Genomic DNA, 21042 nt, shown 5'->3' on the forward strand with positions numbered 1-21042 from the left:
ATGTGCAGTCCCTCAATTTGGGGACAAGCACTTGGGCTGATTAGGCGATGTGGGATTTTGCGGCAGATATTGCCAAGATGGCCGATTGCGAGGCCATACTGGAATTCGTCTACGAAAACTGCCTCGACAATGGTGCCACCTGGTTCAGCTACCATTTCACGCCGATCTTCGAATCGCAGACTTCCAAGAAGACCTTCATCTGGTCGCGTGACTATCCGCTCGAATTCCAGCGGCGCTACGTCAGTGGTGCGTGGCGCGAGATCGATCCGGTTCCGCGACTGACGTTCCAATACGGACCGGTGCTGGTCTGGCGCGACGCGATCGAGCTCGGCCGTGGCGACCCGAAAGCCGAGCGGTTCTTCGAGGAAACCGTCACTGCGGGGGTCGACAACTGGGTCGGTTTCGCCGTGTTCGGCCCGCGCAACCGCAATGCCTATTGCTCGATGCGATTCGAGCGCGACCCTGCCGATTTCTCGAACGAGCAATTGCAGCAGATCCATTCGCTGCTGCTCGCGGCGCATCTCCAGATCTGCAAGATCATGGATGGCGGCCGGGCGTCTGTCTCGCTGTCGGAGCGCGAACGCGAGGTGCTCGAATGGATGGGGCGGGGCAAGTCGTCGGTCGATATCGGAACGATCCTCGACATTTCGCCCGAAACCGTACGCACCTATACCCGGAGGATCTTCGACAAGCTGGACACCAATGACCGGGTCACCGCGACGGTGCGCGCGCTCAAGCTGGGATTGGTCGAGCTTTAGCGCAGCAGCCCGGTGCGCGGCGCCTTGCGGTTCCAGCGGTGGACTAACATCAGCGATCCGATGCAGATCATGTTGGTCAGCATGGAACTGCCGCCATGGCTCATGAACGGCAGCGGGATGCCCACCACGGGGGCAAGCCCCATGACCATCATCAAATTGATCGCGACATAGAAGAAGATCGTCGCGGTCATGCCCAGCGCGATCAGCTTCCCGAACCGGTCGCTGCTGGCGCGCGCGACCGACAGGCCCCAGCGCAGGATCATCGCGAAAGCGCCAAGCACCACGATCCCCCCCAGGAAACCCCATTCTTCCGCCATGGTGGCGAAGATGAAATCGGTATGCGGTTCGGGCAGGTAGTTGAGATGGCTCTGCGAACCCTCGTTAAAGCCCTTGCCCGAGAAACCGCCCGAACCGATGGCGATCTTCGACTGGGTGATGTGATAGCCATCACCCAGCGGGTCGCTTTCGGGATCGAGGAAGGTGAATACGCGCTTCTGCTGATAGGGTTGCAGACCGAAGAAGAACGCGATCGGCGCCAGAACCGCGCCCGCCGCAGCCGCACCGATGAACCAGCGCAGCGGCAGGCCGGCGGCGAACATCACCATCGACCCGCCGAAGACGATCGCCAGCGACGTGCCCAGATCGGGTTGCAGCAGCACCAGCGCCACGGGTGTCAGGATCAGCAGGCCGGGCACGACAAGCGCGCCGAGCGTCGGGACCATGCCGACCGGCAATGTGGAATAGTAGCGCGCAAGAACCAGCACGACCGCGGGCTTCATCAGCTCGGACGGTTGCAGCTGCATGAAGCCGAGATTGAGCCAACGCTGGCTGCCGCCACCGACGAAACCGATCGCCTCCACCGCGAGCAGCATTGCCAGGACGACGCCATAGATCGGGAAGGCGAAGAACAGCACCAGCTCGCGCGAGAACCGGCTGAGGACGAACGCCATGACCAGGAACACGCTGAAGCGGATCACGTGCGACGAGGCGTAGGGATCCCAGCTGCCACCCGCCGCCGAGAACAGGACCAGCGCCCCGAAGGCGATCAGGACGAACAGCGGGAACAGCATCTGCCAGGGCTGCCGCGCGATCGGCGCAGGAACGATCGAGCTCATTCGCTGGTGTCCGGCGTGGTCGCGGCAGGATCGCCCTGCGCGGCGTCCGCCCGCGCGCTGGCTGCGGCTTGCGACACTTCCTCGGGCGAACGGGTATCGACGCGCGAGGGGCCGACTTCTTCGGCAATGCTTTCGGGCTGGCGGGCCGCGACGCGGGCTTCGGCCTCGACCTGGTCGAAGATATCCTCGTCGCGCGAGGGCGCCGGGGGCACCGCCTCACCCTGCGCGGCGGCATAGGCGCGGTATTTCGCATCCAGCCGTTCCTGCGCGCTGCCGCCCCACTGTTCTTCGAGCGGGCGCAGTGCGTCCATGCCCTTGGCCGGGTCGAACATGAAGGTCATCACATCGCGGGCGATGGGATAGGCCGCGCCCGAGCCGCCGCCGTGCTCGATCACCACCGCGCCGGCGTATTTCGGTTTGTCGAAGGGTGCGAAGAACACGAACAATCCGTGGTCGCGATACTTCCAGGGGCCGGTCCGGCCATTGGACACGCTGAGCGAGACGACCTGCGCGGTTCCGGTCTTGCCGGCCATCTTGATGTCGTCGAACGGCAGGCGCGCACGCCCGGCGGTGCCCGGTCCGTTGACCACGTCGCTCATCGCCTGGCGGACATAGCCGATCTCGTCGGGGCTGAAATCGAAATGCTCGAACTGCGGGGTTTCGCCGGTCAGCTGCAGGCGCGGCATGACCCTGTTCCCGGTCGCCATCCGCGCGCTCATCACCGCCAGCTGCAGCGGGTTGGTCAGGTAGTAACCCTGGCCGATCGAGGAATTCACCGTGTCATAGGGCTGCCAGGCACTGTCGTGCTTGCGCTGCTTCCATTCGGGGGAGGGCACGGTGCCGTAGAACTGGCTGGTCACGGGGAGGGGGAATTCCTCGCCCAGACCCATCTTGTGCGCCCATTCGGCGACTTTGGCGAAACCGATCTGCTGCGCGAAATGGTAAAAATAGCTGTCGCAGCTCTGATAGATGGCTTTCGCCATGTCGACCCGGCCGTGGTTGCTCCAGCAATTGAAGAAGCGGTTGCCGATCCGCCGCCCGCCACCGCACATGATCGCCTCGTCGGGTTTGATCCCCGCATCGAGGAAGGCCATGCAATGCATCGGCTTGACCGTCGAGCCGGGGGGATAGAGGCCCTTGAGCACCTTATTGCGCAGCGGCACGCGCTCGTCTTCGCGCAGCATGGCGTATTCGACGCGCCCGATGCCTTGCGAAAAGCTGTTGGGGTCGAAACTGGGCATGGACGCCATGCACAAGAGGTCGCCCGTCTCGCAATCCATGACGACGACCGAGCCGCTTTCGAGGCCGATGCGGCGCGCCGCGTAGTCCTGCAGCGGGCCGTCGATCGTCAGCCGAACGGGATCGCCTTGGACGTCTTCGCGGGTCTCGAGATCGCGGATGATCCGTCCCGAAGCGGTGACTTCGACCCGGCGCGCGCCGGGCACACCGCGCAGGTCGAGCTCGAACTGCTTTTCCAGAGCATCCTTGCCGATCTTGTACCCGGGCGTGATCAAGAGCGGGTTGCGGTCCTGCTCCTCGTATTCCTCGGCATTGGCCGGACCGACATAGCCGAGCAAATGGCCGACGCTGGGCCCGGTCGGGTAGAACCGCGAAAAGCCGCGCTGCGGAACCACGCCCGGTAGGTCGGGCAGGCGCACGCTAACTGCGGCGAATTCGTCATAGCTGATACCCGAGGCGATCTCGACGGGCTGGTAGCCGGGCCCATCGTCGACCCGTTTGCGGATATCGGCGGCCTGGTTGTCGTCGAGATTGAGAATGGTCGTAAGCGCGTCGATCGTCGCATCGGGGTCTTCGGTGCGATCGGGAATGATGTCGACGCGGAAATCGGCCCGGTTCGAAGCCAGCGGAGCGCCGTTGCGATCGAGCATCCAGCCGCGCCGCGGCGGGATCAGCGACAGGTTGACGCGGTTGCTCTCGCTTTCGAGCTCGTATTTCTCGTTCTCAGCGATGGCGATATAGCCCATTCGCGCGGCCAGCAGCACGCCGAGCCCGCCCATGGCGGTGCCGATGACAAAGGTTCGCCGGTCGAAGGCATTGTCCAGCGTCGACTGGGTTACGACCTCGCGGGGCCGGGCACGGCGGCGCAGGCGCATTACAGCGCTCTCCAGCGGGTTAGCCGGAAGCGGTCGAGCATGGCCACGAAACGCGCCGCGATCGGGAAAAGCAGGATGGTGAGCACGAGTTGCGGAACCAGGGCGACGAGCGAATGGATGGTGGGCTGCGCGCCCGACAGGAGCCAGCCTGCGAACAGGTAGCCGACGATCAATAAACCCGCCGTGAACCAGTCCTGCCAGAAGGCTCGCCACGGCAAGCGCATCTCGACCACTTCGATCGCCAGCATGATCAGCGACCAGACGAACATCGCGAAGCCGAAGGGCTGACCGCTGAACAGATCGTCGATCAGGCCCAGTGGCAGTCCGGCCCAGACGGGCAACAGGCCCGGCCGTACCAGCCGCCACCCCAGCAGCATCAGCAGCCCCAGCGGCGGGACCACCGGCAGCGCGGTGGCGATGGGGAATACCGGCAGGATGGACGCGACCATGATCGATGCCCAAGGCACCGCATTGGCCAGCATGTTCGAATGCGATCGGTTTATCCGGCTGCCATAGGCATCGGTGCGCGCCCGTGGATCGTTGCGCTCCATCAATCCGTCAGCTCGCGTTCGATCGGGGTTTCCGCGCCCAGCGCCGCTTCGGGTTCGTAGATCTGTTCCACGCTGACGTAGTCCGCGGCCGCCGGATCGCTGACAATCCGCGCAAGACCGCCATCATCAGTCGTCTCGGTCAGTATCGCCACGGCGATACCTGGCGGATAATAGCCGCCCGCACCGCTGGTGACGAACAGGTCGCCGGGCTCCAGCGGGTTGATGCCGAGGTTGATCAGCTTGATGCGCAGCAAGCCATCGCCGCGGCCTTCGGCGAAAGCGACCACTTCATCGCCCGCGCGGCGGACCGGCAGCACGCTTTCGGTATCGGTCAGCAGCAGGACGCGCGAACTGGAACTGCCGGTTTCGAGGATCCGCCCGACCACACCGCGCGGTGAACGCACCGGCATTCCGACCGCGACGCCATCGTCGCTGCCCGCGCCGAGATAGGCGAACCGCCGCGTGCTCGAGGCGGACGAACCCACCAGCCGCGCCACCGCGACGGGCTTGGTCTCGGCCTCGTGCAGGTCGAGCAGGCCCTTCAGGCGGACGTTTTCCTGCTTCACCGCCTCGGCCTCGCGCAGCCGGATACGCGCGATTTCCATTTCGCGCTTGAGCTGCGCGTTCTTCGAACCCGCGCGGTAATAGCCGCTGATGTTCTCCCAGACGCTCTTCGATCCGGTGCGCACCGTGGCGGCGGTTTCGGTGGCCGGCGACAGGCTGCCCTGCGCCGCGCCGCGCACTCCGCCGAACAGCTGCGGCTGGAAGAACGAAAGCGCAAGCAGGATCGCGCCGATCAGCGCGCCGATGCCCGCGATCACGTATCCGGTGAACAGATTGTACTGCGCCCTGCGAGAATACCCCGAGCGCCGTGAGCCTGTCGGCGCCATTCCCCTGCCTTTCCTAAGCCGTCATCAGGACGCCGCGGTAGATCGGGTCCTCCATTGCGCGGCCCGTGCCGAGAGCGACACAGGACAGCGGATCTTCCGCGATGGTGACCGGCAGGCCGGTTTCCTCGCGCAGATATTCGTCCAGCCCGCCGATCAGCGCGCCGCCGCCGGTGAGCACGATGCCCTGGTCGACGATGTCGGCCGCCAGCTCGGGCGCGGTGTTTTCCAGCGCGATGCGCACGCCTTCGACAATCGCGCCGATGGGTTCGGACAGCGCTTCGGCGATGTGGCCCTGGTTGATCGTGATTTCCTTGGGCACGCCGTTAACGAGGTCGCGGCCCTTCAGCGTGATGCTTTCGCCCACGCCGTCTTCGGGCGGACGTGCGACGCCGAAATCCTTCTTGATCCGCTCGGCGGTGCTGTCGCCGATCAGCAGGTTGTGATGTCGGCGGACATAGGAAACGATCGCTTCGTCCATCTTGTCGCCGCCGGTGCGGACCGAGGTGGTGTAGGCGAGGCCACGCAGCGACAGCACGGCGACTTCGGTTGTGCCGCCGCCGATGTCGACGACCATGCTGCCGACCGGTTCGGTCACGGGCATGTCGGCACCGATCGCCGCGGCCATCGGTTCTAGGATGAGATAGACTTGGCTGGCACCCGCATTCGATGCGGCATCGCGGATCGCGCGGCGTTCGACCGAGGTCGACCCCGACGGCACGCAGATGGTGATTTCGGGATAGCGCATCAGGCTCTTGCGCCCGTTTACCTTGCGGATGAAGTGCTTGATCATCTCTTCGGCCACGTCGAGATCGGCGATCACGCCGTCGCGCAGCGGGCGGATGGCCTCGATGCTGTCGGGCGTCTTGCCCATCATCATCTTGGCATCGTCACCCACGGCCTTGACGCGCTTCATGCCGTTGATCGTCTCGAGCGCAACCACGCTCGGTTCGTTCAGGACGATACCCTGGTCCTGCACGTAAACCAGCGTGTTGGCGGTGCCGAGGTCGATCGCCATGTTCTGCACGCCGAATTTGAAGAGATTGTTCCAGAAGCCCATTTTCGTTCGATTTTCCGTTGTGTCGCGTGATCCGGCGAAGGGGAGCGACCCGCTCGCACCTCTCCAGCAGGAAATGGTGGGCGAGCCTTAGCGAGATTATCGCGCGAATGCCAAAATTTTCCGCTATTCCCGTGGGGGATAGGTGAACGCATTGCCTCGGAATCGCGGCGCTTCACCGCTAGAACGATTTACCCATGCCGCAAATCCGCCGCCTGCCCGAGAATCTGGTCAACCGCATCGCTGCGGGCGAGGTGGTCGAACGGCCGTCTTCGGCGCTCAAGGAGCTTGTCGAAAACGCGATCGACGCCGGCGCTACGCGGATCGCGGTGAAGCTGGTCGAAGGCGGACTGACCAGTCTCGAGGTGACCGACGACGGCTGCGGGATGAACCCCTACGAAATGGCGTTGGCGCTCGAACGGCACGCGACATCGAAGCTGCCGGACGAGGCGATCGAACAGGTCGCGACACTGGGGTTTCGCGGCGAGGCGCTGCCGAGCATCGCCAGCGTTGCCCGGTTCACGATCGAGAGCCGTCCGGCCGGTGCCGAGCAGGGCTGGAAACGGGTGGTCGATCACGGCGAGGTCGCCGCCGAAGGCCCCGCCGCGCTGCCGCCCGGCACGAGGGTGCGGGTCGAAAACCTGTTCGGCAAGATCCCCGCGCGGCGCAAGTTCCTGCGCACGGCGCGGAGCGAATACGCCGCCTGCAAGGACGTGATCATGCGGCTTGCCATGGCGCGGCCCGACGTGGCGATCAGCTTCGATCACGGCGAGCGGCGGATCTTCGCGCTGCAGGGCGGGGAAGGGCTGGCCAACCGCGTCGCGCAGCTGATCGCGCGCGAGCTCAAGGACAACGGCGTCGCGATCGACATGGACCGCGGCGAAATGCGCCTTACCGGGATCGCGGGGCTGCCGACCTACAATCGCGGCGTGGCCGACCACCAGTATCTGTTCGTCAACGGCCGCCCGGTGAAGGACCGCCTGCTCACCGGTGCAGTCCGCGGTGCCTATGCCGACATGCTCGCGCGGGATCGCCACGCGGTGCTGGCGCTGTTCCTCGACCTGCCGGCAGAAGAAGTCGACGTGAACGTCCACCCCGCCAAGACCGAGGTGCGGTTCCGCGATGCGCAGGGCGTGCGCGGATTCATCGTCTCGGGTCTGCGCCGCGCGCTGGCGACGGGCGACAAGCGTAGTGCGCAAAGCCCCGACGCGGGTGCCATGGCGCGCTGGCAGCAGAAACCCGTGCCCGAGGAGCCGTCACCCGCGCTGCGCTCGATCTTCGAAGGGCGTGACTGGTCCGCGCCTGCCACCGGCGTGGCCGAGCCGGGCCGGGCCTGGCACGCGGGCGAGGGCGGCACCATGGCCGAGCCGCGTGGCCGGGCCGAGGAAGCGGTACCGGCGGATACGTCCGCGGCGGACTATCCCCTGGGCATTGCCCGCGGTCAGGTCGCCAACACCTATATCGTCGCCGAGGCGCAGGACGGGCTGGTACTGGTCGACCAGCACGCGGCGCACGAACGCCTCGTTCTGGAACGCTTACGCGCGGCGGGGGCGGAAGAAGCGGTCGCGCGCAGCCAGGCCCTGCTGATCCCCGAAGTGGTCGAACTCGACGAAACCAGCTGCGATCGGCTCGAGGAGGCGGCGCCCAAGCTAGCCGAACACGGCCTCGCGCTCGAACGCTTCGGCCCCTCCGCCATGCTGGTGCGCAGCCTGCCGCACGCCATCGCACGCACCGATCCGGAAAAGCTGCTGCGCGATATCGATGACGACCTCGCGCTCAATGGCGAAGCGCTGCTGCTCGGCGAAAAGCTCGATCTCGTTCTGGCAACGATGGCCTGCCACGGCTCGGTCCGCGCGGGACGCGTGCTGCGGGTCGACGAAATGAACGCGCTGCTGCGCGAAATGGAACGCACCCCGCGTTCAGGCCAGTGCAATCACGGCCGGCCGACCTGGGTCAAACTATCGATGGAAGACGTCGAGAAACTGTTCGGGAGGCATTGATGCGCATTACCATACCGCTCCTGTTGGCGCTGGGACTGGCGGCCTGTGCGGACGAGCCGACCGAGGAAGAGCGGGCTGCCGCCGTGGCGGAAGTGGAGGCGCACCAGACGCCGCCGCCCGAACAGCTCGAACCCGGCGCGATCCGCTATCGCGAGATCGAGGAATACGACCTCTACGGCGCAGGCTGCAGCTTTGCGCCCGCGGGCGGGGGATTGGCGGCGGTGGCGCTGGCCATGGCCGAAACCGGGCATTTCCTGCGCGATGGCGAAATGCAGACGCTGGCTGCCGACAAGGGCAGCGCCGAACTTCCCTATCTTGCGCGCAGCAAGTATGACGGGACGGCCTATTCCATGACGCTGGAGATCGACGAGGATGCGGGCGAGGAAGTGGCTCCGGAAGTCAGCGATTTCCCCGCCACGCTGACGATCTCGAATGCCAACGACCAGGTGGTCTATCGCAAGTCGGGCATCGCGCAATGCGGCGTCTGAGCTAGTCGGTCCCTTCCGGGTCGCGTGTGCGGATCAGCCCGTTCGAAACCATTTCCATGACCGGCTCGTCATTCTGGTTGAAGACGGTGAGATGGCTCTTGAAGATGCCCATTTCCGGGCGCGAGGCGCTGCGGCGTTTCTCGATCACTTCGCTTTCGCAGCGCAGCGTGTCGCCCGGATAAACCGGCTTCTTCCAGCGCAGCTTGTCGACCCCGGGTGACCCGAGCCCCGCCTGCTTGTGCTTGGTGAGATTGGCGACCAACATCGACATGGTCATCGCACAGGTGTGCCAGCCGCTGGCGGAGATGCGGCCGAAATGGGTTTGCGCCGCGGCTTCGTCATCGAGGTGGAAGGGTTGCGGATCGTATTTCGAGGCGAAGTCGATCACCTCTTCACGCGTCACTTCATACCGGCCGAAGGCCTGCTTGTGCCCGATGGCGATGTCTTCGTAGAACTGCATTGCAAAATGCAATGGATCAATCGCGCGAGCGACGCAACATGGAAATGCAGCCGCGGCCCTTTAACGCGAAAAGGCGCGCGGGTTTAAAGCCGCGCGCCTGATGCGTTGGATGGGTGGTGGAACTACGCCCGGAACTGCGGGACCCGGCCGTCGGAACCCATGTCGGGAATGATCCGGTAGCGGGCCAGCACGAGGCTGAAGATCCCGAAGGCCAGCAGGCCGATCGCCACTAGCGTGAAGATGATGCCTTCGCCCGCAAGGCTCGCCACGGCATCGCCCAGTGTCTTGACCTGATCCGAGCCGCCCGACAGGAAACCGGCCTTGAACAGCGACCAGCCGATGACGAGGAAGACGACGGCGCGGGCGATATAGCCGATGCCGCCGACGATCCGGGTCTGCGAGGGTGCGCGGCCGCTGATCCGGTTCATGAAGCTGCCGGTCGCGCCCTTCTTGGCCTGGAAGATCGCAGTTGCGAAGAAGGCGATGCCGAGCAGGCCCAGCACCACGCCGCCGAACTCCATCGACAGGACACCCGAAGCCGCGTCCCGTGCGCCGCCACCGCTGCTGTCGCTGCCGGAACTGGCGAATTTGTAGGCCGAATAGGCGAGGGCGAGGTGGCCGATTGCGCTACCCGCATGGCCAAGCCTTACCGCCCAACCCTTGGTGTCGGTCCCGTGGTTCTCGATATCGAAGAATGTCGAGGCGAAGCGGAACAGTGCATAGGCAAGCAATCCCACCACCATCAGCCACAGGATGGCGGTGCCGAGCGGGAAATCGCGGATCGCCTGGAAAATGCCGTTGGTGCCTTCGCTGATACGGCCTGCGCTGGTCAGCGCGATCAGGCCGAGCACCGAATAGAGGATGGCGCGGCTGAAATATCCGACGCGCACCAAAGTGCTGAATTTTTCCGACTTGTCGACCACATCTGTCTCCCCGTTGAGCTTTGATTGGCAACGGGGTGGGGGCGGTCTCGTTCCGCCCGGCGCTTAATTTTGCTGGGCGAGAGCACCGCTGACATCGCCCAGGTCGCCATCCGAGCGTGCTGCCTGCGGCAAGCCGACAAGATGGCGCAGCAGCGGCGCGACCGCGGTGTTCTGGAAGCCGTCCAGCGTCACGCCGCTGCGGAAGGCCGGCCCGTGGGCAATGAACAGCGATGCCATTTCCGGCGCGAAGGGATCGTACCCGTGACTGCCGCCGCTCCACTGTGCGCCCGGCGCCGTGGCCGAAATCGTCCAGCCGGTATCGGGCAGGCACAGATAGGGCGGGATGCGATCATGCGTGCCGTACTGGAAGCGCGCCGGGATCTCGCCCTTGCGCCAGCATTCCATATGCGCGTGATCGCGCAGCAGGGCCGCCTCGAGCGCCGCGGTATTGCCTTCCGTGGGCTGGAAGGTCGCATAGGCGCCGCCTTCGACCAGCCGGTAGAGCGCCGGATCGACGATATCGGCCAGCGCAATGACCCGGTCCGAGCCTGTCGCAGCCATGCCGTGATCCGAAACGATCACCAGGTTGGCGGGCTGGCCCAGCGTCTCGAGCCCGGCGACGAGACTGGCGATGTGCCCGTCGATATCGCGCAGCGCGGCGTCGGTTTCCTCGCTAGCCGGCCCCGCGCCATGGCCCGCGCTGTCGACCGTGTCGAAATAGAGCGTGACGAATTCGGGACGGATTTCGGCCGGCCGGCGCAGCCAGTCGAGCACCGAATTGACGCGCTGGGTGTTCGAAACCTGCATGCTGAAGGCCTGCCAGTCGCTGGCCATCGTCCCATCGGTCACCGGGCCGTAGCGCACTGCCGTGCCGCCCCAGGCCACGGCCGAGCCGGGCCAGAACATTGCGGCGCTGCGGATGCCCGCTTCCTCGGCCTCGACCCAGACCGGCTTGGCTTCGCTCCACCAATAGGGATCGACTGTGGCCATGGTGAAGGGATCGTCGGGGCGCGCGGCATCTTCCATGCGGTTGGCGGTGATGCCGTGATGATCGGGCACCAGGCCGGTCACCAGCGTCCAGTGATTGGGGAAGGTCTTGGTCGGGAAGGACGGCCGCATCGCCGCGCGCGTACCGTCGCTGGCCAGCTGCGAGAGCGTCGGGGTCAGCCCGCGTTCGAGATAGTCCGGGTGGAAGCCGTCGATCGATACCAGGATCGTTACCGGTTCGCGCTGCTGGGCCACCGCCATGCTGGCGACTGGCGCATCGGCATAGGCGGCGCAGCCGCCCAGCACGCTGGCAAGACCGAGGGCGAGGGCGGCGGCAATCCGGTTCATGGAAGTGACCTCAGACGTTGAACTTGAACAGCAGGACGTCCCCGTCCTGTACCAGATATTCCTTGCCCTCCTGGCGCAGCTTGCCCGCTTCGCGCGCACCGCTTTCTCCGCCCAGTGCAAGGTAATCATCGTAGGCAATTGTTTCAGCGCGAATAAACCCGCGCTCGAAATCAGTGTGGATTTCGCCCGCGGCCTTTGGTGCCTTGGCCCCGGTGGGGAAAGTCCAGGCGCGCGTTTCCTTCGGACCGGCGGTGAAGAAGGTCTGCAGGCCGAGCAGCTTGTAGCCGGCGCGGATCACCCGGCTCAGTCCCGATTCCTCCAGCCCCAGTTCGGCGAGGAATTCGCCGCGATCTTCGACGGGCATCGCGACCAGTTCGGCTTCGATGGCTGCCGAGACCACCACAGCTTCGGCGCCTTCCGTCTTGGCCTTGGCGAAAACCAGTTCGGACAGCGCATTCCCGCTGGCAGCGTCTTCTTCGGCAACGTTGCAGACATAGAGCACGGGCTTGGCGGTCAGCAGCTGCGCCTGGCGGAAGACGCGGGCCTCTTCCTCGTCCTTGGGCTCGGTCAGCCGCGCAGGCTTGCCGTCCTTGAGCAGCTCGAGCGCCTGGCCGAGCACGCTGGCCATCAGCTTGGCTTCCTTGTCGCCGCTGGTGGCACGCTTGGCGGCAGCGGGAACGCGCTTCTCGAGGCTTTCGAGATCGGCCAGCAGCAATTCGGTCTCGACCACTTCGGCATCGGCCAGTGGGTCGACCTTGTTGGCGACATGCTGGATGTCGTCATCCTCGAAGCAGCGCAGCACATGCACGATCGCATCGACCTCGCGGATATTGCCGAGGAACTGGTTGCCCAGCCCTTCGCCCTGGCTCGCGCCTTTGACCAGTCCGGCGATGTCGACGAAGGCCAGCTGCGTCGGCAGGATCTTGGCCGACTTGGCGATCGCGGCAATCTTGTCGAGCCGCTCGTCCGGCACCGCGACCTGGCCGACATTCGGCTCGATCGTGCAGAACGGATAGTTCGCGGCCTGCGCGGCCTGCGTCTCGGTCAATGCGTTGAACAGGGTGGACTTGCCGACATTCGGCAGGCCGACGATCCCGCAGCGGAAACCCATCAGAAACTCCGGTATATGTGTGTGGCGCGCGCCTTAGCCGCGCCGCACGCGAATAGCCAGAGCGTCAGACGTTGTGCACCGCCTTGATCAGCGGGCCGTAGCCGCTTTCGCCCAGCCAGCCGACCTGCGTCCTGGCGCTGACCTCGTTGATCGCGGTCTGCGGGATCGCTCCGCCGCTCACCGGCAGGCGTACCGGCCGGCTCCCCGGCACCATGCCCAGCACCCGCATCATCGCGCGCGGGATATCCATCGGATCGGCGCTGCGGCCCGAACCGTCCGCCGTTCCCATGCCTGCGACGATCTGGGGGTACCCGTCCAGATGCGTCTGGTCGGCGCGGTCCTTGAGCTGTTGCGAATAGCGGTTCCGGTTGACCCAGATCTGCGTCGGGTAGCCACCCGGCTCGATCACGGTCACGCCGATATTGTGCGGGACCAGTTCGTAAGCGAGCTGTTCGAACATCGCCTCGACGGCGAACTTGGTCGCCGAATAATGTCCGGTATAGGGTACCATGACCCGGCCGAGCTGGCTCGACACGGCGAAGATATGGCCCTGCTTGCGCGCGCGCATTCCGGGCAGCACCGCGCGGGCCAGCCGGTGGTAGCCGAGCACGTTGGTGTCGAAGGCGAGCTTGGTCGCTTCCATGTCCTGGACTTCGACCGGGCCGGTGATGCCGATCCCGGCATTGTTGACCAGCACGTCGAGCCCGCGCCCGATTTCGCGCTCGGCGCTGGCGACGGCTTCGCTGACCTCGTGATCGAGCAGCACGTCGAGCCGCATCACGCGGATGTCGAGCAATTCGTCGCGCGCCAGCTGCATCAGCTCCTCGGCTTCGGGCCGCGGCGTGTTGCGCATGGTGGCGAAGACAGTCGCTCCGGCGCGGGCGAAATGTTCGGCGGCGAGGCGCCCGAAGCCCGATGAGCAACCGGTGATGAGGATCGCCTTGCCCGTCAGGTCGGGCGCGGGGATCAGCTTGTCGTCCTGCGCCCGGACGGCAGTGGCGGCAAGCGCCCCGGTGGCGGCGGCTCCGGCAAGCAGGGTGCGGCGGGTCAAATCAGGCATGGCAGTCTCCCTTCTGCGGAAGCATGCCGTCAAATGCCCCGATTGGCCAGCGGTTCGAAAGCCGCCGCGCCGGACCGAAGCTAGCCGCCCCGCTTGCGCTTCTTGCGGCGGTAGAGCGCCACTGCGGCACCGTAGCCCGCGATACCGGTCCCCATCATCGCCAACGCGCCCGGTTCGGGAACCGCAGTTCCGCCGCTGCCGTTTCCGCCACCCGAATCGCTGGGCGGGCGGGTCATCGCCGCCGCGGAAGTGGCCGTGACCAGCAGGCTGGCGGTGAGAAGTGCTGTCTGCAACAGGCGCATGAATGATCCCCGAATTATTCGAATGCGGCGATAATGGAACATTCGAACTTTTCGAACCGTCTTTGCACGATTGTCTCCGACCGGGACATTTCGACTTGTTGCCGCTTCAGTCCTGCAGGCGCAGCGCGATATCGTTCATGAAGCGGGCGTCGTCGCCCTTGGCCAGCCATTCTGCTTCGGCCGCCATCGCCGCCAGCATGTCGGCTAGCGGGTCTATTTCGCTCTTGGCGTAATTCCCCAGCACATGGCCGTGGACGCGCTCTTTCGATCCCGGATGGCCGATGCCGATCCGCACGCGACGGAAATCGGGGCCGAGGTGCTGGTTGATCGACCGCAGCCCGTTATGGCCCGCCAGCCCGCCGCCCATGCGGACCTTGACCTTGAAGGCGGCAAGGTCGAGCTCGTCGTGGAACACCGTCAGCGCATCTGGGTCGAGCTTGTAGAACCGCAGCGCTTCGCCCACCGCGCGGCCGCTTTCGTTCATGAAGGTCGCGGGCTTGAGCAGCAGCACCTTGTGCGTGCCGATCCGGCCTTCCTGCGCCCAGCCGGAAAACTTCTTCTGGACCGGGCCGAAATCGTACATCGCGGCGATGACGTCGACCGCCATGAAGCCGACATTGTGCCGGTTCATGGCGTATTGCGGTCCGGGATTTCCAAGGCCTGTCCATATCTGCATGCGGGGTCCTCTAGCGACCATGGGGCCAAACGCAAAACGCCGGCCCCTCGCGGGACCGGCGCTTCGTTGCGGTGAGGCAAGAGGCGATTACTCGCTCTTGTCTGCCTGTTCCTGCGCAGCGTCCTCGTCGACACCCTGTTCGGTGGCGGGGACATCCTGCGGATCGGTTTCGCCGTCCTGCGTGGTATCGCCTTCGGCCTTCTTGAGCGCCGAGGGAGCAACCAGCGTGGCGATGGTGAAGTCGCGATCGGTGATCGCGCTTTCGCTGCCGGCGGGCAGCTGCACTTCGCTGATGTGGATCGAATCGCCGACTTCCTTGCCGGTGACGTCGACTTCGATCTCGCCGGGGATCTTGTCGTTGTCGCAGACCAGTTCCAGCTCGTGACGGACCACGTTCAGCACGCCGCCCTTCTTCAGGCCGGGGCTGGCTTCCTCGTTGAGGAACACGACGGGGACCGAAACTTCGATCTTGCCGCCCTTGGCGAGGCGGAAGAAGTCGGCGTGCTCGGGACGGTCGGTGACCGGGTTGAGAGCGACGTCCTTGGGAAGCGTCTTGACCTTCTTGCCACCGATTTCGACCTCGACGATCGAGTTCATGAAGTGACCGGTCATCAGCTGTTTGACCAGTTCCTTCTCCTCGACGTGGATCATGATGGGGTCTTCCTTGCCGCCGTAGATCACGGCGGGGACACGGCCTTCACGGCGCAGCTGACGGGAGGCTCCCTTGCCAGCCCGTTCACGCGCCTCGGCCGGCAGGGTCAGAGCGTCGCTCATGGCACTTACCTTTCGAATGCTATTTGGTTGCTCGGTCCACCACGCCTCCAGGGATGACCATGGTGCCGAAGGGCGCGCGCATACGCAGGGCGGGCGTGAAAAGCAAGCGGCATCGCCTGCCGGGCGGCGCTATTCGAGGCGGCTGACGGTGTAGCCGCGGCTTTCGAGCAGGGCGGGCAGACCGCGTTCGCCGAGCAGGTGGCCCGCGCCCACCGCGATCAGTGGGCGTTCGCTGGCGGAAAGCAGGTTCTCGATCTGCGCCGCCCAGGACCGGTTGCGGTCATACAGCAGGACCTGCGCAAGTTCGGGGTCGGCGAGGATCCCGCGCCGCGTCAGCTCGATCAGCCGGTCGGTGTCGCCGCCCAACCAGGCGTTGGCCAGCGTATCGCCCTTGTCGCCATATTCGCGCGCTTCCTCGATCACGGCATTGAGGAGGTCGCGCTGTTCGGTCTGGGGCAACGTATCGAAGATGGCCAGTTGCGCGCGCGCGCCCTCGAGTTCGACGACCTCGCGCTGGTCGAAGGCGGCCAGCAGCACGCGGTCGGCGCCGTTTTCCGCCTTGTTGGTCTGCGCGACCTGCGCCAGCGCCAGCGCCGCAGCCCAGCTTTCCATCGGGTCGAAATAGCTCCGGCGGACCTTGGCCTTGACCAGCAGTTCCTCGAATTCGCCGCGCAGCGCGGGATCGATCCGCTCGATCACCGGCCCCTCGCGCCGGTCGAAGGCCATCTGCTCGAACAGCTTCGACAGGTCCTCGCCATTGCCGAGATCGGCCACTTCGACCACCAGCATGTCGGCATCGCCAAGCGTTTCGGTCAGCCGCGGCGATTGCCACTTGGCCCCGTCGGGCAGCGCGTGGATCGTGCCGAACAGCCATCCCTCGACTGCGCCCGCGCTATCGGTGATTTCCCATAATGCGGGGTGCGGCCCATCGGGCTTGGCGGCATCGGGCGTGCTGTCGCAAGCGGCGAGCAGCAGCGCCAGCGCAAGGCCGAGCATGCGGGCAGGCCGGGAGGATAAGCGAAACGTCACAAGGCCTGTCTGCATGGAACGCGCGGCCGCGCAAGCCGGGAAAAGCCCGCGGTCCGACGATGGGACAGCTATTGCACGCGGGTCACCGCCAGCCCGCGGCCGGTGAGATAGTCCTGCACGCTCATCGCGCCCGCCAGATGCCCCGCGCCCACGGCAACGAACACCGTGCCGGGCTCATCCAGCCGCGTATCGATCCATTCGGCCCAGCGCTCGTTGCGATCGTAGAGCAGCGCCTTGGCGAGCACCGGATCGGTCAGCCCCTCGTTGAGCAGCGCGGCCAGCCCGTCGGCATCGCCATCGAGCCATTCTTCGACCATGCGGTCCATCATCGGGACGATGTCGTCGATATTGTCGGCCGAGACCATCAGGAAGGCGACCTGCAATTCCACCGGCAGCGTGTCGAACAGTTCGATCTGCCATTCGAGCGTTTCGAGCGCGCCGCGCGCCGCACTGGCCGGGGCGAGTTCCTCCAGCTTCATCTCGACCCCGCTTTCCGCCTTGTAGCCGGCCTGGAGCAGGGGGACGATCGACAGCGTCATGGCCGCGAACCACGGTTCGAACTGGTCGAAGGCGGCGGGCGGCATGTTCATCCCGGCCAGCGCGGCTTCGAACTTCGCGCGATCATCCTCGCCCAGCAGGTCGCGCAGCGTGCGCCCGTCGGCCAGCAGCGCCTTGGTCATTACCTGCTGCTGCGCTGCAGGATCGAGCGCGGCGCCGCTGGGGATCTCGGTCACCAGTTCCTGCGTCTGCGCCAGCGCTTGCTCGATCGGCCCGCGGTACCATTCGACGCTTTCGGGCAGCGCGTGCACGGTCCCGAAGAGATAGATCGTCGTGTCTTCGTCGGCGACCTTCCACAGGCCCGGGCCCGTGGGCGCCGGAGGTTCGGCAACGGGGGCGGGCGGCGGGGCGGGGCTTTCGGCCGCGGGGTAGCTGGCGCAGCCCTGCAGGACGAAGGCCAGCGGGGCGAGCGACAGCAGCGCCGGACGTAGCTTGGATATGGGCATGCGCGATGATTCCGTTCGGTTGGGCGTTGCGGGATACCGGCGCTTGGGGCTGCTTGCCAAGCCGCGCTGGCATATTGCCCGGGGAAGCGCGCCGCGCTGCGGCATTGACCGGTGAAACACCTTGCGCCATTGCCCCGCGCCATGGACCGCAATCCGCAAAATTCCTTCCAGGACATGATCCTCGCGCTGCACGATTTCTGGAGCGCGCAGGGCTGCCTCATCCTACAACCCTACGACATGCGCATGGGCGCAGGCACCTTCCACACCGCGACGACGCTGCGCGCGCTCGGCCCCGAGCCGTGGAACGCCGCCTTCGTCCAGCCCTGCCGCCGCCCGACCGATGGGCGCTATGGCGAGAACCCCAACCGGCTGCAGCATTATTACCAGTATCAGGTGATCCTGAAGCCGAGCCCGCCCGATATCCAGGACCTTTATCTCAAGAGCCTCGAAGTGATCGGCATCGATCCGCTCAAGCACGACATCCGCTTCGTCGAGGACGACTGGGAAAGCCCGACGCTGGGGGCCTGGGGGCTGGGCTGGGAAGTCTGGTGCGACGGGATGGAAGTCACCCAGTTCACCTATTTCCAGCAGATGGGCGGGTTCGACTGCAAGCCGGTGGCGGGCGAACTGACCTACGGGCTCGAACGCCTGGCGATGTATATCCAGGGCGTCGACAACGTCTACGATCTCGCCTTCAACGATCGCGGCGTGAGCTATGGCGGCGTCTTCCTCGAGAACGAGAAGCAGATGTCGAAGTGGAACTTCGAGGTCGCCGAGACCGACGCGCTGTTCGACCTGTTCAACAAGGCCGAGGCCGAGTGCAAGAACGCGCTCGCCAATGACGTGCCGATCGCCGCCTACGAACAGGCGGTGGAGGCAAGCCACATCTTCAACCTGTTGCAGGCCCGCGGCGTGATCAGCGTGCAGGAGCGCGCCAGCTACATGGGCCGCGTCCGCGACCTCGCGCGCGGCAGCTGCGAAGCGCATATGGCGAAGGAAGCGCCCGCCTGGGCCGAGAAATATCCGGAGTGGTCGAAATGATCCGTTTACCCGCTCCCGTCGCTCCTGCGCAGGCAGGAGCCTATCTGCCCTCTGAGGAGCTCGCCAACGCCCTTATCTGGGCCCCTGCCTGCGCAGGGGCGACGGAGTGGGATTATGTCTGATTTCCTCCTCGAACTGCGCAGCGAAGAAATCCCCGCCCGCATGCAGGCTGGCGCGCGCGCCGAACTCGAAAAGCTGTTCCGCCGCGAAATGGATGCCGCCGGTGTCGAAGCGGGCGAGATCACCGTCTGGTCGACCCCGCGCCGCCTCGCGCTGATCGCACGCGGGCTCCCGCTGGCGACCGAGGCCGTCAGCGAAGAACTGAAGGGCCCGCCCATCGGCGCGCCCGATCAGGCGGTCGACGGTTTTTGCCGCAAGGCGGGCGTCGCCAAGGCCGATCTCGAAACGCGCGAGGTCAAGGGCCGCGAAACCTATTTCGCAGTGAAGAACGTACCCGGCCGCGCGACAGCGGACCTGCTCGCCGAAGCGATTCCGGCGATTATCCGCGACTTCAGCTGGCCCAAGTCGATGCGCTGGGGTGGTGCCTCGATCAGCACCGAATCCTTGCGCTGGGTGCGCCCGCTGTCGGGCATTGTCGCGCTGCTGGGTGACGAAGTGGTCGACTGCGAAGTGCACGGCGTCACCAGCGGTGCGGTCACGCTGGGGCACCGCTTCCACCACTCGGGCGACATCACCATCGGCAATGCCGACGACTATGCGATGAAGCTGCGCGCGGGGCATGTCATCGTCGACCATGAGGAACGGCAGGACCTGATCCGCTCGGGCGCCGCCAAGGTCGCCAGTGAAGCCGGCCTCCGCCTCGTCGAGGACGAGGGGCTGGTGATCGAGAACGCAGGCCTGACCGAATGGCCCGTTCCGCTGCTCGGCCGGTTCGAGGAGGATTTCCTCGAGGTCCCGCCCGAGACGATTCAGCTGACCGCGCGCGTCAACCAGAAGTACTTCGTTTGCGAGGACGAAAAGGGCGAGCTCGCCAACGCGTTCATCTGCACTGCCAATATCGAGGCGGAGGATGGCGGCGCGCGCGTGGTCGACGGCAACCGCAAGGTCCTCGCCGCGCGCCTGTCCGATGCGCGCTTCTTCTGGGACGTCGACCGCAAGAAGACGCTCGCCGAACACGCCAAGGGGCTGGAGCGGATCACCTTCCACGAAAAGCTGGGCACCGTGGCCGACAAGGTCGAACGCGTCGCCAAGCTCGCGCGTTGGCTGGTCGAGGAAGAAATCGTCAAACCCAACACCCGTCATTCCCGCGAAGGCGGGAATCCAGATAACGGCGGTGGTACAGGCAATTCAGGCCAGCTGGACCCCCGCCTGCGCGGGGGTGACGGCTTGAGCCGGGAAGACCTCGCCGACATGGCCGAACAGGCCGCGCGGCTCGCCAAGGCCGACCTCGTCACCGAAATGGTCGGCGAGTTTCCCGAGCTACAGGGCCTGATGGGCGGCTATTACGCCCGCGCCGAGGGCCTGCCCGACGCCGTCGCCGACGCGATCCGCGATCACTACAAGCCGGTGGGGCAGAGCGACGACGTTCCGACCGCACCGGTCACGGTGGCGGTGAGTTTGGCGGACAAGCTGGATACGCTGCGCAGCTTCTTCTCGATCGATGAGAAGCCCACCGGATCGAAAGACCCCTTCGCACTTCGTCGTGCGGCGCTGGGTGTTATCCGCATCGTACAAGACAACGACCTTCGTTTCGGCGTTGCCCAAGGCGACCTCCTCGACTTCTTCGCCGACCGCCTCAAGGTCCAGCAGCGCGAGGCAGGCGTTCGCCACGACCTGATCGATGCGGTCTTCGCGCTTGGCGGCGAGGACGACCTTGTCCGCCTGCTTGCCCGCGTGCATGCGCTCCAGTCCTTCATGGACAGCGAAGACGGCGCCAACCTGCTCGCCGGCTACAAGCGTGCGGCCAATATCCTCAAGAAGGAGGACTGGCACGGCGCCGAAGGCGAAATCGCGCGGACGGGCGAGGAAGACCCGCTGGCGATTGTCGACGATCCCGATCTGAAGGCAGTGGTCGCGGCCAAGATGGAGCAGCGCCACGCCAGCGAGCTTTCCTACGCGGCCGAACCGGCCGAAAAGGCGCTCATGGATGCCTTGGCAAATTCGGAACCGGCAGCGAGCCGAGCCATTGCAGCGGAAGACTTTTCCGCCGCCATGGCCGCACTGGCCGCTTTGCGGGCGCCGATCGACCGGTTCTTCGAAGAAGTGACGGTAAATGCGGATGAAGAAAACAAGCGGGCGCACCGTCTCGACCTGCTTGCGCGCTTCCGTGCTGCGGTGCACAAAGTCGCCGATTTCAGCCGCATCGAGGGCTGATGAATTATTGCTCCATGGACCGT

At 65.5% G+C, this 21042-nt stretch carries 20 protein-coding genes; 5 read left to right on the forward strand and 15 right to left on the reverse strand.

What is annotated here, in order from left to right; genetic code table 11:
- Nucleotides 1-47 precede the first annotated feature (47 nt).
- Nucleotides 48-758 carry a LuxR family transcriptional regulator gene (locus SJY12_RS02480; protein ID WP_063506108.1) on the forward strand — a complete coding sequence of 237 codons (711 nt, stop codon included), beginning with the start codon at nucleotides 48-50 and terminating at the stop codon, nucleotides 756-758.
- Here the strand turns inward: SJY12_RS02480 and rodA are convergent.
- The 5 genes from rodA to SJY12_RS02505 are packed head-to-tail and all read right to left on the reverse strand — an operon-like array spanning nucleotide 755 to nucleotide 6485.
- Nucleotides 755-1873, reverse strand: coding sequence for a rod shape-determining protein RodA (gene rodA, locus SJY12_RS02485; protein WP_050600583.1), 1119 nt, complete (start codon nucleotides 1871-1873; stop codon nucleotides 755-757). The genes SJY12_RS02480 and rodA overlap by 4 nt on opposite strands.
- Complete coding sequence (mrdA, locus tag SJY12_RS02490; protein WP_348030004.1) at nucleotides 1870-3987, reverse strand: penicillin-binding protein 2; 2118 nt, start codon at nucleotides 3985-3987, stop codon at nucleotides 1870-1872. Before mrdA ends, rodA begins: the two co-directional genes overlap by 4 nt.
- Nucleotides 3987-4538 (reverse strand): rod shape-determining protein MreD, encoded by a 552-nt coding sequence (gene mreD, locus SJY12_RS02495; protein ID WP_063506111.1) that lies wholly within the window; start codon nucleotides 4536-4538, stop codon nucleotides 3987-3989. The genes mrdA and mreD overlap by 1 nt, the downstream gene beginning before the upstream one ends.
- On the reverse strand, nucleotides 4538-5428 hold the full coding sequence (mreC, locus tag SJY12_RS02500; RefSeq protein ID WP_397505882.1) for a rod shape-determining protein MreC: 891 nt from the start codon (nucleotides 5426-5428) through the stop codon (nucleotides 4538-4540). The genes mreD and mreC overlap by 1 nt, the downstream gene beginning before the upstream one ends.
- A gap of 13 nt (nucleotides 5429-5441) precedes the next feature.
- A complete protein-coding gene (locus tag SJY12_RS02505) occupies nucleotides 5442-6485 on the reverse strand; it encodes a rod shape-determining protein (RefSeq protein ID WP_050600579.1) in 1044 nt (347 codons plus the stop codon).
- Between the two features lie 194 nt (nucleotides 6486-6679).
- Here SJY12_RS02505 and mutL point away from each other — a divergent pair, with 194 nt between their 5' ends.
- A complete protein-coding gene (gene mutL, locus SJY12_RS02510; protein ID WP_397505883.1) occupies nucleotides 6680-8482 on the forward strand; it encodes a DNA mismatch repair endonuclease MutL in 1803 nt (600 codons plus the stop codon).
- The gene (locus SJY12_RS02515; protein ID WP_397505884.1) at nucleotides 8482-8970 is read left to right on the forward strand and encodes a hypothetical protein; all 489 of its coding nucleotides are present in this window, start codon (nucleotides 8482-8484) and stop codon (nucleotides 8968-8970) included. Before mutL ends, SJY12_RS02515 begins: the two co-directional genes overlap by 1 nt.
- Before the next feature lies 1 nt (nucleotide 8971).
- Here the strand turns inward: SJY12_RS02515 and SJY12_RS02520 are convergent, their stop codons facing one another.
- From SJY12_RS02520 to SJY12_RS02565, 10 genes are all read right to left on the reverse strand, one after another.
- A complete protein-coding gene (locus tag SJY12_RS02520; RefSeq protein WP_063506391.1) occupies nucleotides 8972-9430 on the reverse strand; it encodes a MaoC family dehydratase in 459 nt (152 codons plus the stop codon).
- A 122-nt stretch (nucleotides 9431-9552) separates the two neighbouring features.
- On the reverse strand, nucleotides 9553-10353 hold the full coding sequence (locus tag SJY12_RS02525; protein ID WP_397505885.1) for a DUF1206 domain-containing protein: 801 nt from the start codon (nucleotides 10351-10353) through the stop codon (nucleotides 9553-9555).
- A 63-nt stretch (nucleotides 10354-10416) separates the two neighbouring features.
- Nucleotides 10417-11688, reverse strand: coding sequence for an ectonucleotide pyrophosphatase/phosphodiesterase (locus tag SJY12_RS02530; protein WP_397505886.1), 1272 nt, complete (start codon nucleotides 11686-11688; stop codon nucleotides 10417-10419).
- 10 nt (nucleotides 11689-11698) lie between these two features.
- Nucleotides 11699-12799 (reverse strand): redox-regulated ATPase YchF, encoded by a 1101-nt coding sequence (gene ychF / locus SJY12_RS02535; RefSeq protein WP_397505887.1) that lies wholly within the window; start codon nucleotides 12797-12799, stop codon nucleotides 11699-11701.
- A 64-nt stretch (nucleotides 12800-12863) separates the two neighbouring features.
- A complete protein-coding gene (locus tag SJY12_RS02540) occupies nucleotides 12864-13859 on the reverse strand; it encodes an SDR family oxidoreductase (RefSeq protein WP_397505888.1) in 996 nt (331 codons plus the stop codon).
- 80 nt (nucleotides 13860-13939) lie between these two features.
- Nucleotides 13940-14152, reverse strand: coding sequence for a PEP-CTERM sorting domain-containing protein (locus tag SJY12_RS02545; RefSeq protein WP_348035777.1), 213 nt, complete (start codon nucleotides 14150-14152; stop codon nucleotides 13940-13942).
- A gap of 115 nt (nucleotides 14153-14267) precedes the next feature.
- Nucleotides 14268-14837 (reverse strand): aminoacyl-tRNA hydrolase, encoded by a 570-nt coding sequence (pth, locus tag SJY12_RS02550; RefSeq protein ID WP_397505889.1) that lies wholly within the window; start codon nucleotides 14835-14837, stop codon nucleotides 14268-14270.
- An 87-nt stretch (nucleotides 14838-14924) separates the two neighbouring features.
- The gene (locus SJY12_RS02555; protein WP_050600569.1) at nucleotides 14925-15611 is read right to left on the reverse strand and encodes a 50S ribosomal protein L25/general stress protein Ctc; all 687 of its coding nucleotides are present in this window, start codon (nucleotides 15609-15611) and stop codon (nucleotides 14925-14927) included.
- 129 nt (nucleotides 15612-15740) lie between these two features.
- Nucleotides 15741-16607: a TraB/GumN family protein gene (locus tag SJY12_RS02560; protein WP_397505890.1), complete on the reverse strand. Its 867-nt coding sequence runs from the start codon at nucleotides 16605-16607 to the stop codon at nucleotides 15741-15743.
- A 101-nt stretch (nucleotides 16608-16708) separates the two neighbouring features.
- Nucleotides 16709-17644 carry a TraB/GumN family protein gene (locus SJY12_RS02565; protein ID WP_397505891.1) on the reverse strand — a complete coding sequence of 312 codons (936 nt, stop codon included), beginning with the start codon at nucleotides 17642-17644 and terminating at the stop codon, nucleotides 16709-16711.
- Nucleotides 17645-17785: 141 nt separating this feature from the next.
- Between SJY12_RS02565 and SJY12_RS02570 the strand changes: the two genes are divergently transcribed.
- Both SJY12_RS02570 and glyS read left to right on the forward strand, forming a co-directional pair.
- Nucleotides 17786-18685, forward strand: a complete 900-nt coding sequence (locus tag SJY12_RS02570; protein ID WP_397505892.1) for a glycine--tRNA ligase subunit alpha — start codon at nucleotides 17786-17788, stop codon at nucleotides 18683-18685.
- Between the two features lie 114 nt (nucleotides 18686-18799).
- A complete protein-coding gene (glyS, locus tag SJY12_RS02575) occupies nucleotides 18800-21019 on the forward strand; it encodes a glycine--tRNA ligase subunit beta (protein ID WP_397505893.1) in 2220 nt (739 codons plus the stop codon).
- The last annotated feature ends 23 nt before the right edge of the window (nucleotides 21020-21042 follow it).

It is taken from the genome of Qipengyuania sp. R86523 (assembly GCF_044596365.1).
GTDB lineage: Bacteria > Pseudomonadota > Alphaproteobacteria > Sphingomonadales > Sphingomonadaceae > Qipengyuania > Qipengyuania citrea.

Excerpts from the sequence above, each read along its gene's own strand:
- SJY12_RS02480 (WP_063506108.1), top strand. The coding sequence starts at position 48 with ATGTGGGATTTTGCGGCAGATATTGCCAAGATGGCCGATTGCGAGGCC.
- rodA (WP_050600583.1), bottom strand. The coding sequence starts at position 1,873 with ATGAGCTCGATCGTTCCTGCGCCGATCGCGCGGCAGCCCTGGCAGATG.
- mrdA (WP_348030004.1), bottom strand. The coding sequence starts at position 3,987 with ATGCGCCTGCGCCGCCGTGCCCGGCCCCGCGAGGTCGTAACCCAGTCG.
- mreD (WP_063506111.1), bottom strand. The coding sequence starts at position 4,538 with ATGGAGCGCAACGATCCACGGGCGCGCACCGATGCCTATGGCAGCCGG.
- mreC (WP_397505882.1), bottom strand. The coding sequence starts at position 5,428 with ATGGCGCCGACAGGCTCACGGCGCTCGGGGTATTCTCGCAGGGCGCAG.
- SJY12_RS02505 (WP_050600579.1), bottom strand. The coding sequence starts at position 6,485 with ATGGGCTTCTGGAACAATCTCTTCAAATTCGGCGTGCAGAACATGGCG.
- mutL (WP_397505883.1), top strand. The coding sequence starts at position 6,680 with ATGCCGCAAATCCGCCGCCTGCCCGAGAATCTGGTCAACCGCATCGCT.
- SJY12_RS02515 (WP_397505884.1), top strand. The coding sequence starts at position 8,482 with ATGCGCATTACCATACCGCTCCTGTTGGCGCTGGGACTGGCGGCCTGT.
- SJY12_RS02520 (WP_063506391.1), bottom strand. The coding sequence starts at position 9,430 with ATGCAGTTCTACGAAGACATCGCCATCGGGCACAAGCAGGCCTTCGGC.
- SJY12_RS02530 (WP_397505886.1), bottom strand. The coding sequence starts at position 11,688 with ATGAACCGGATTGCCGCCGCCCTCGCCCTCGGTCTTGCCAGCGTGCTG.
- ychF (WP_397505887.1), bottom strand. The coding sequence starts at position 12,799 with ATGGGTTTCCGCTGCGGGATCGTCGGCCTGCCGAATGTCGGCAAGTCC.
- SJY12_RS02540 (WP_397505888.1), bottom strand. The coding sequence starts at position 13,859 with ATGCCTGATTTGACCCGCCGCACCCTGCTTGCCGGAGCCGCCGCCACC.
- pth (WP_397505889.1), bottom strand. The coding sequence starts at position 14,837 with ATGCAGATATGGACAGGCCTTGGAAATCCCGGACCGCAATACGCCATG.
- SJY12_RS02555 (WP_050600569.1), bottom strand. The coding sequence starts at position 15,611 with ATGAGCGACGCTCTGACCCTGCCGGCCGAGGCGCGTGAACGGGCTGGC.
- SJY12_RS02560 (WP_397505890.1), bottom strand. The coding sequence starts at position 16,607 with ATGCTCGGCCTTGCGCTGGCGCTGCTGCTCGCCGCTTGCGACAGCACG.
- SJY12_RS02565 (WP_397505891.1), bottom strand. The coding sequence starts at position 17,644 with ATGCCCATATCCAAGCTACGTCCGGCGCTGCTGTCGCTCGCCCCGCTG.
- SJY12_RS02570 (WP_397505892.1), top strand. The coding sequence starts at position 17,786 with ATGGACCGCAATCCGCAAAATTCCTTCCAGGACATGATCCTCGCGCTG.
- glyS (WP_397505893.1), top strand. The coding sequence starts at position 18,800 with ATGTCTGATTTCCTCCTCGAACTGCGCAGCGAAGAAATCCCCGCCCGC.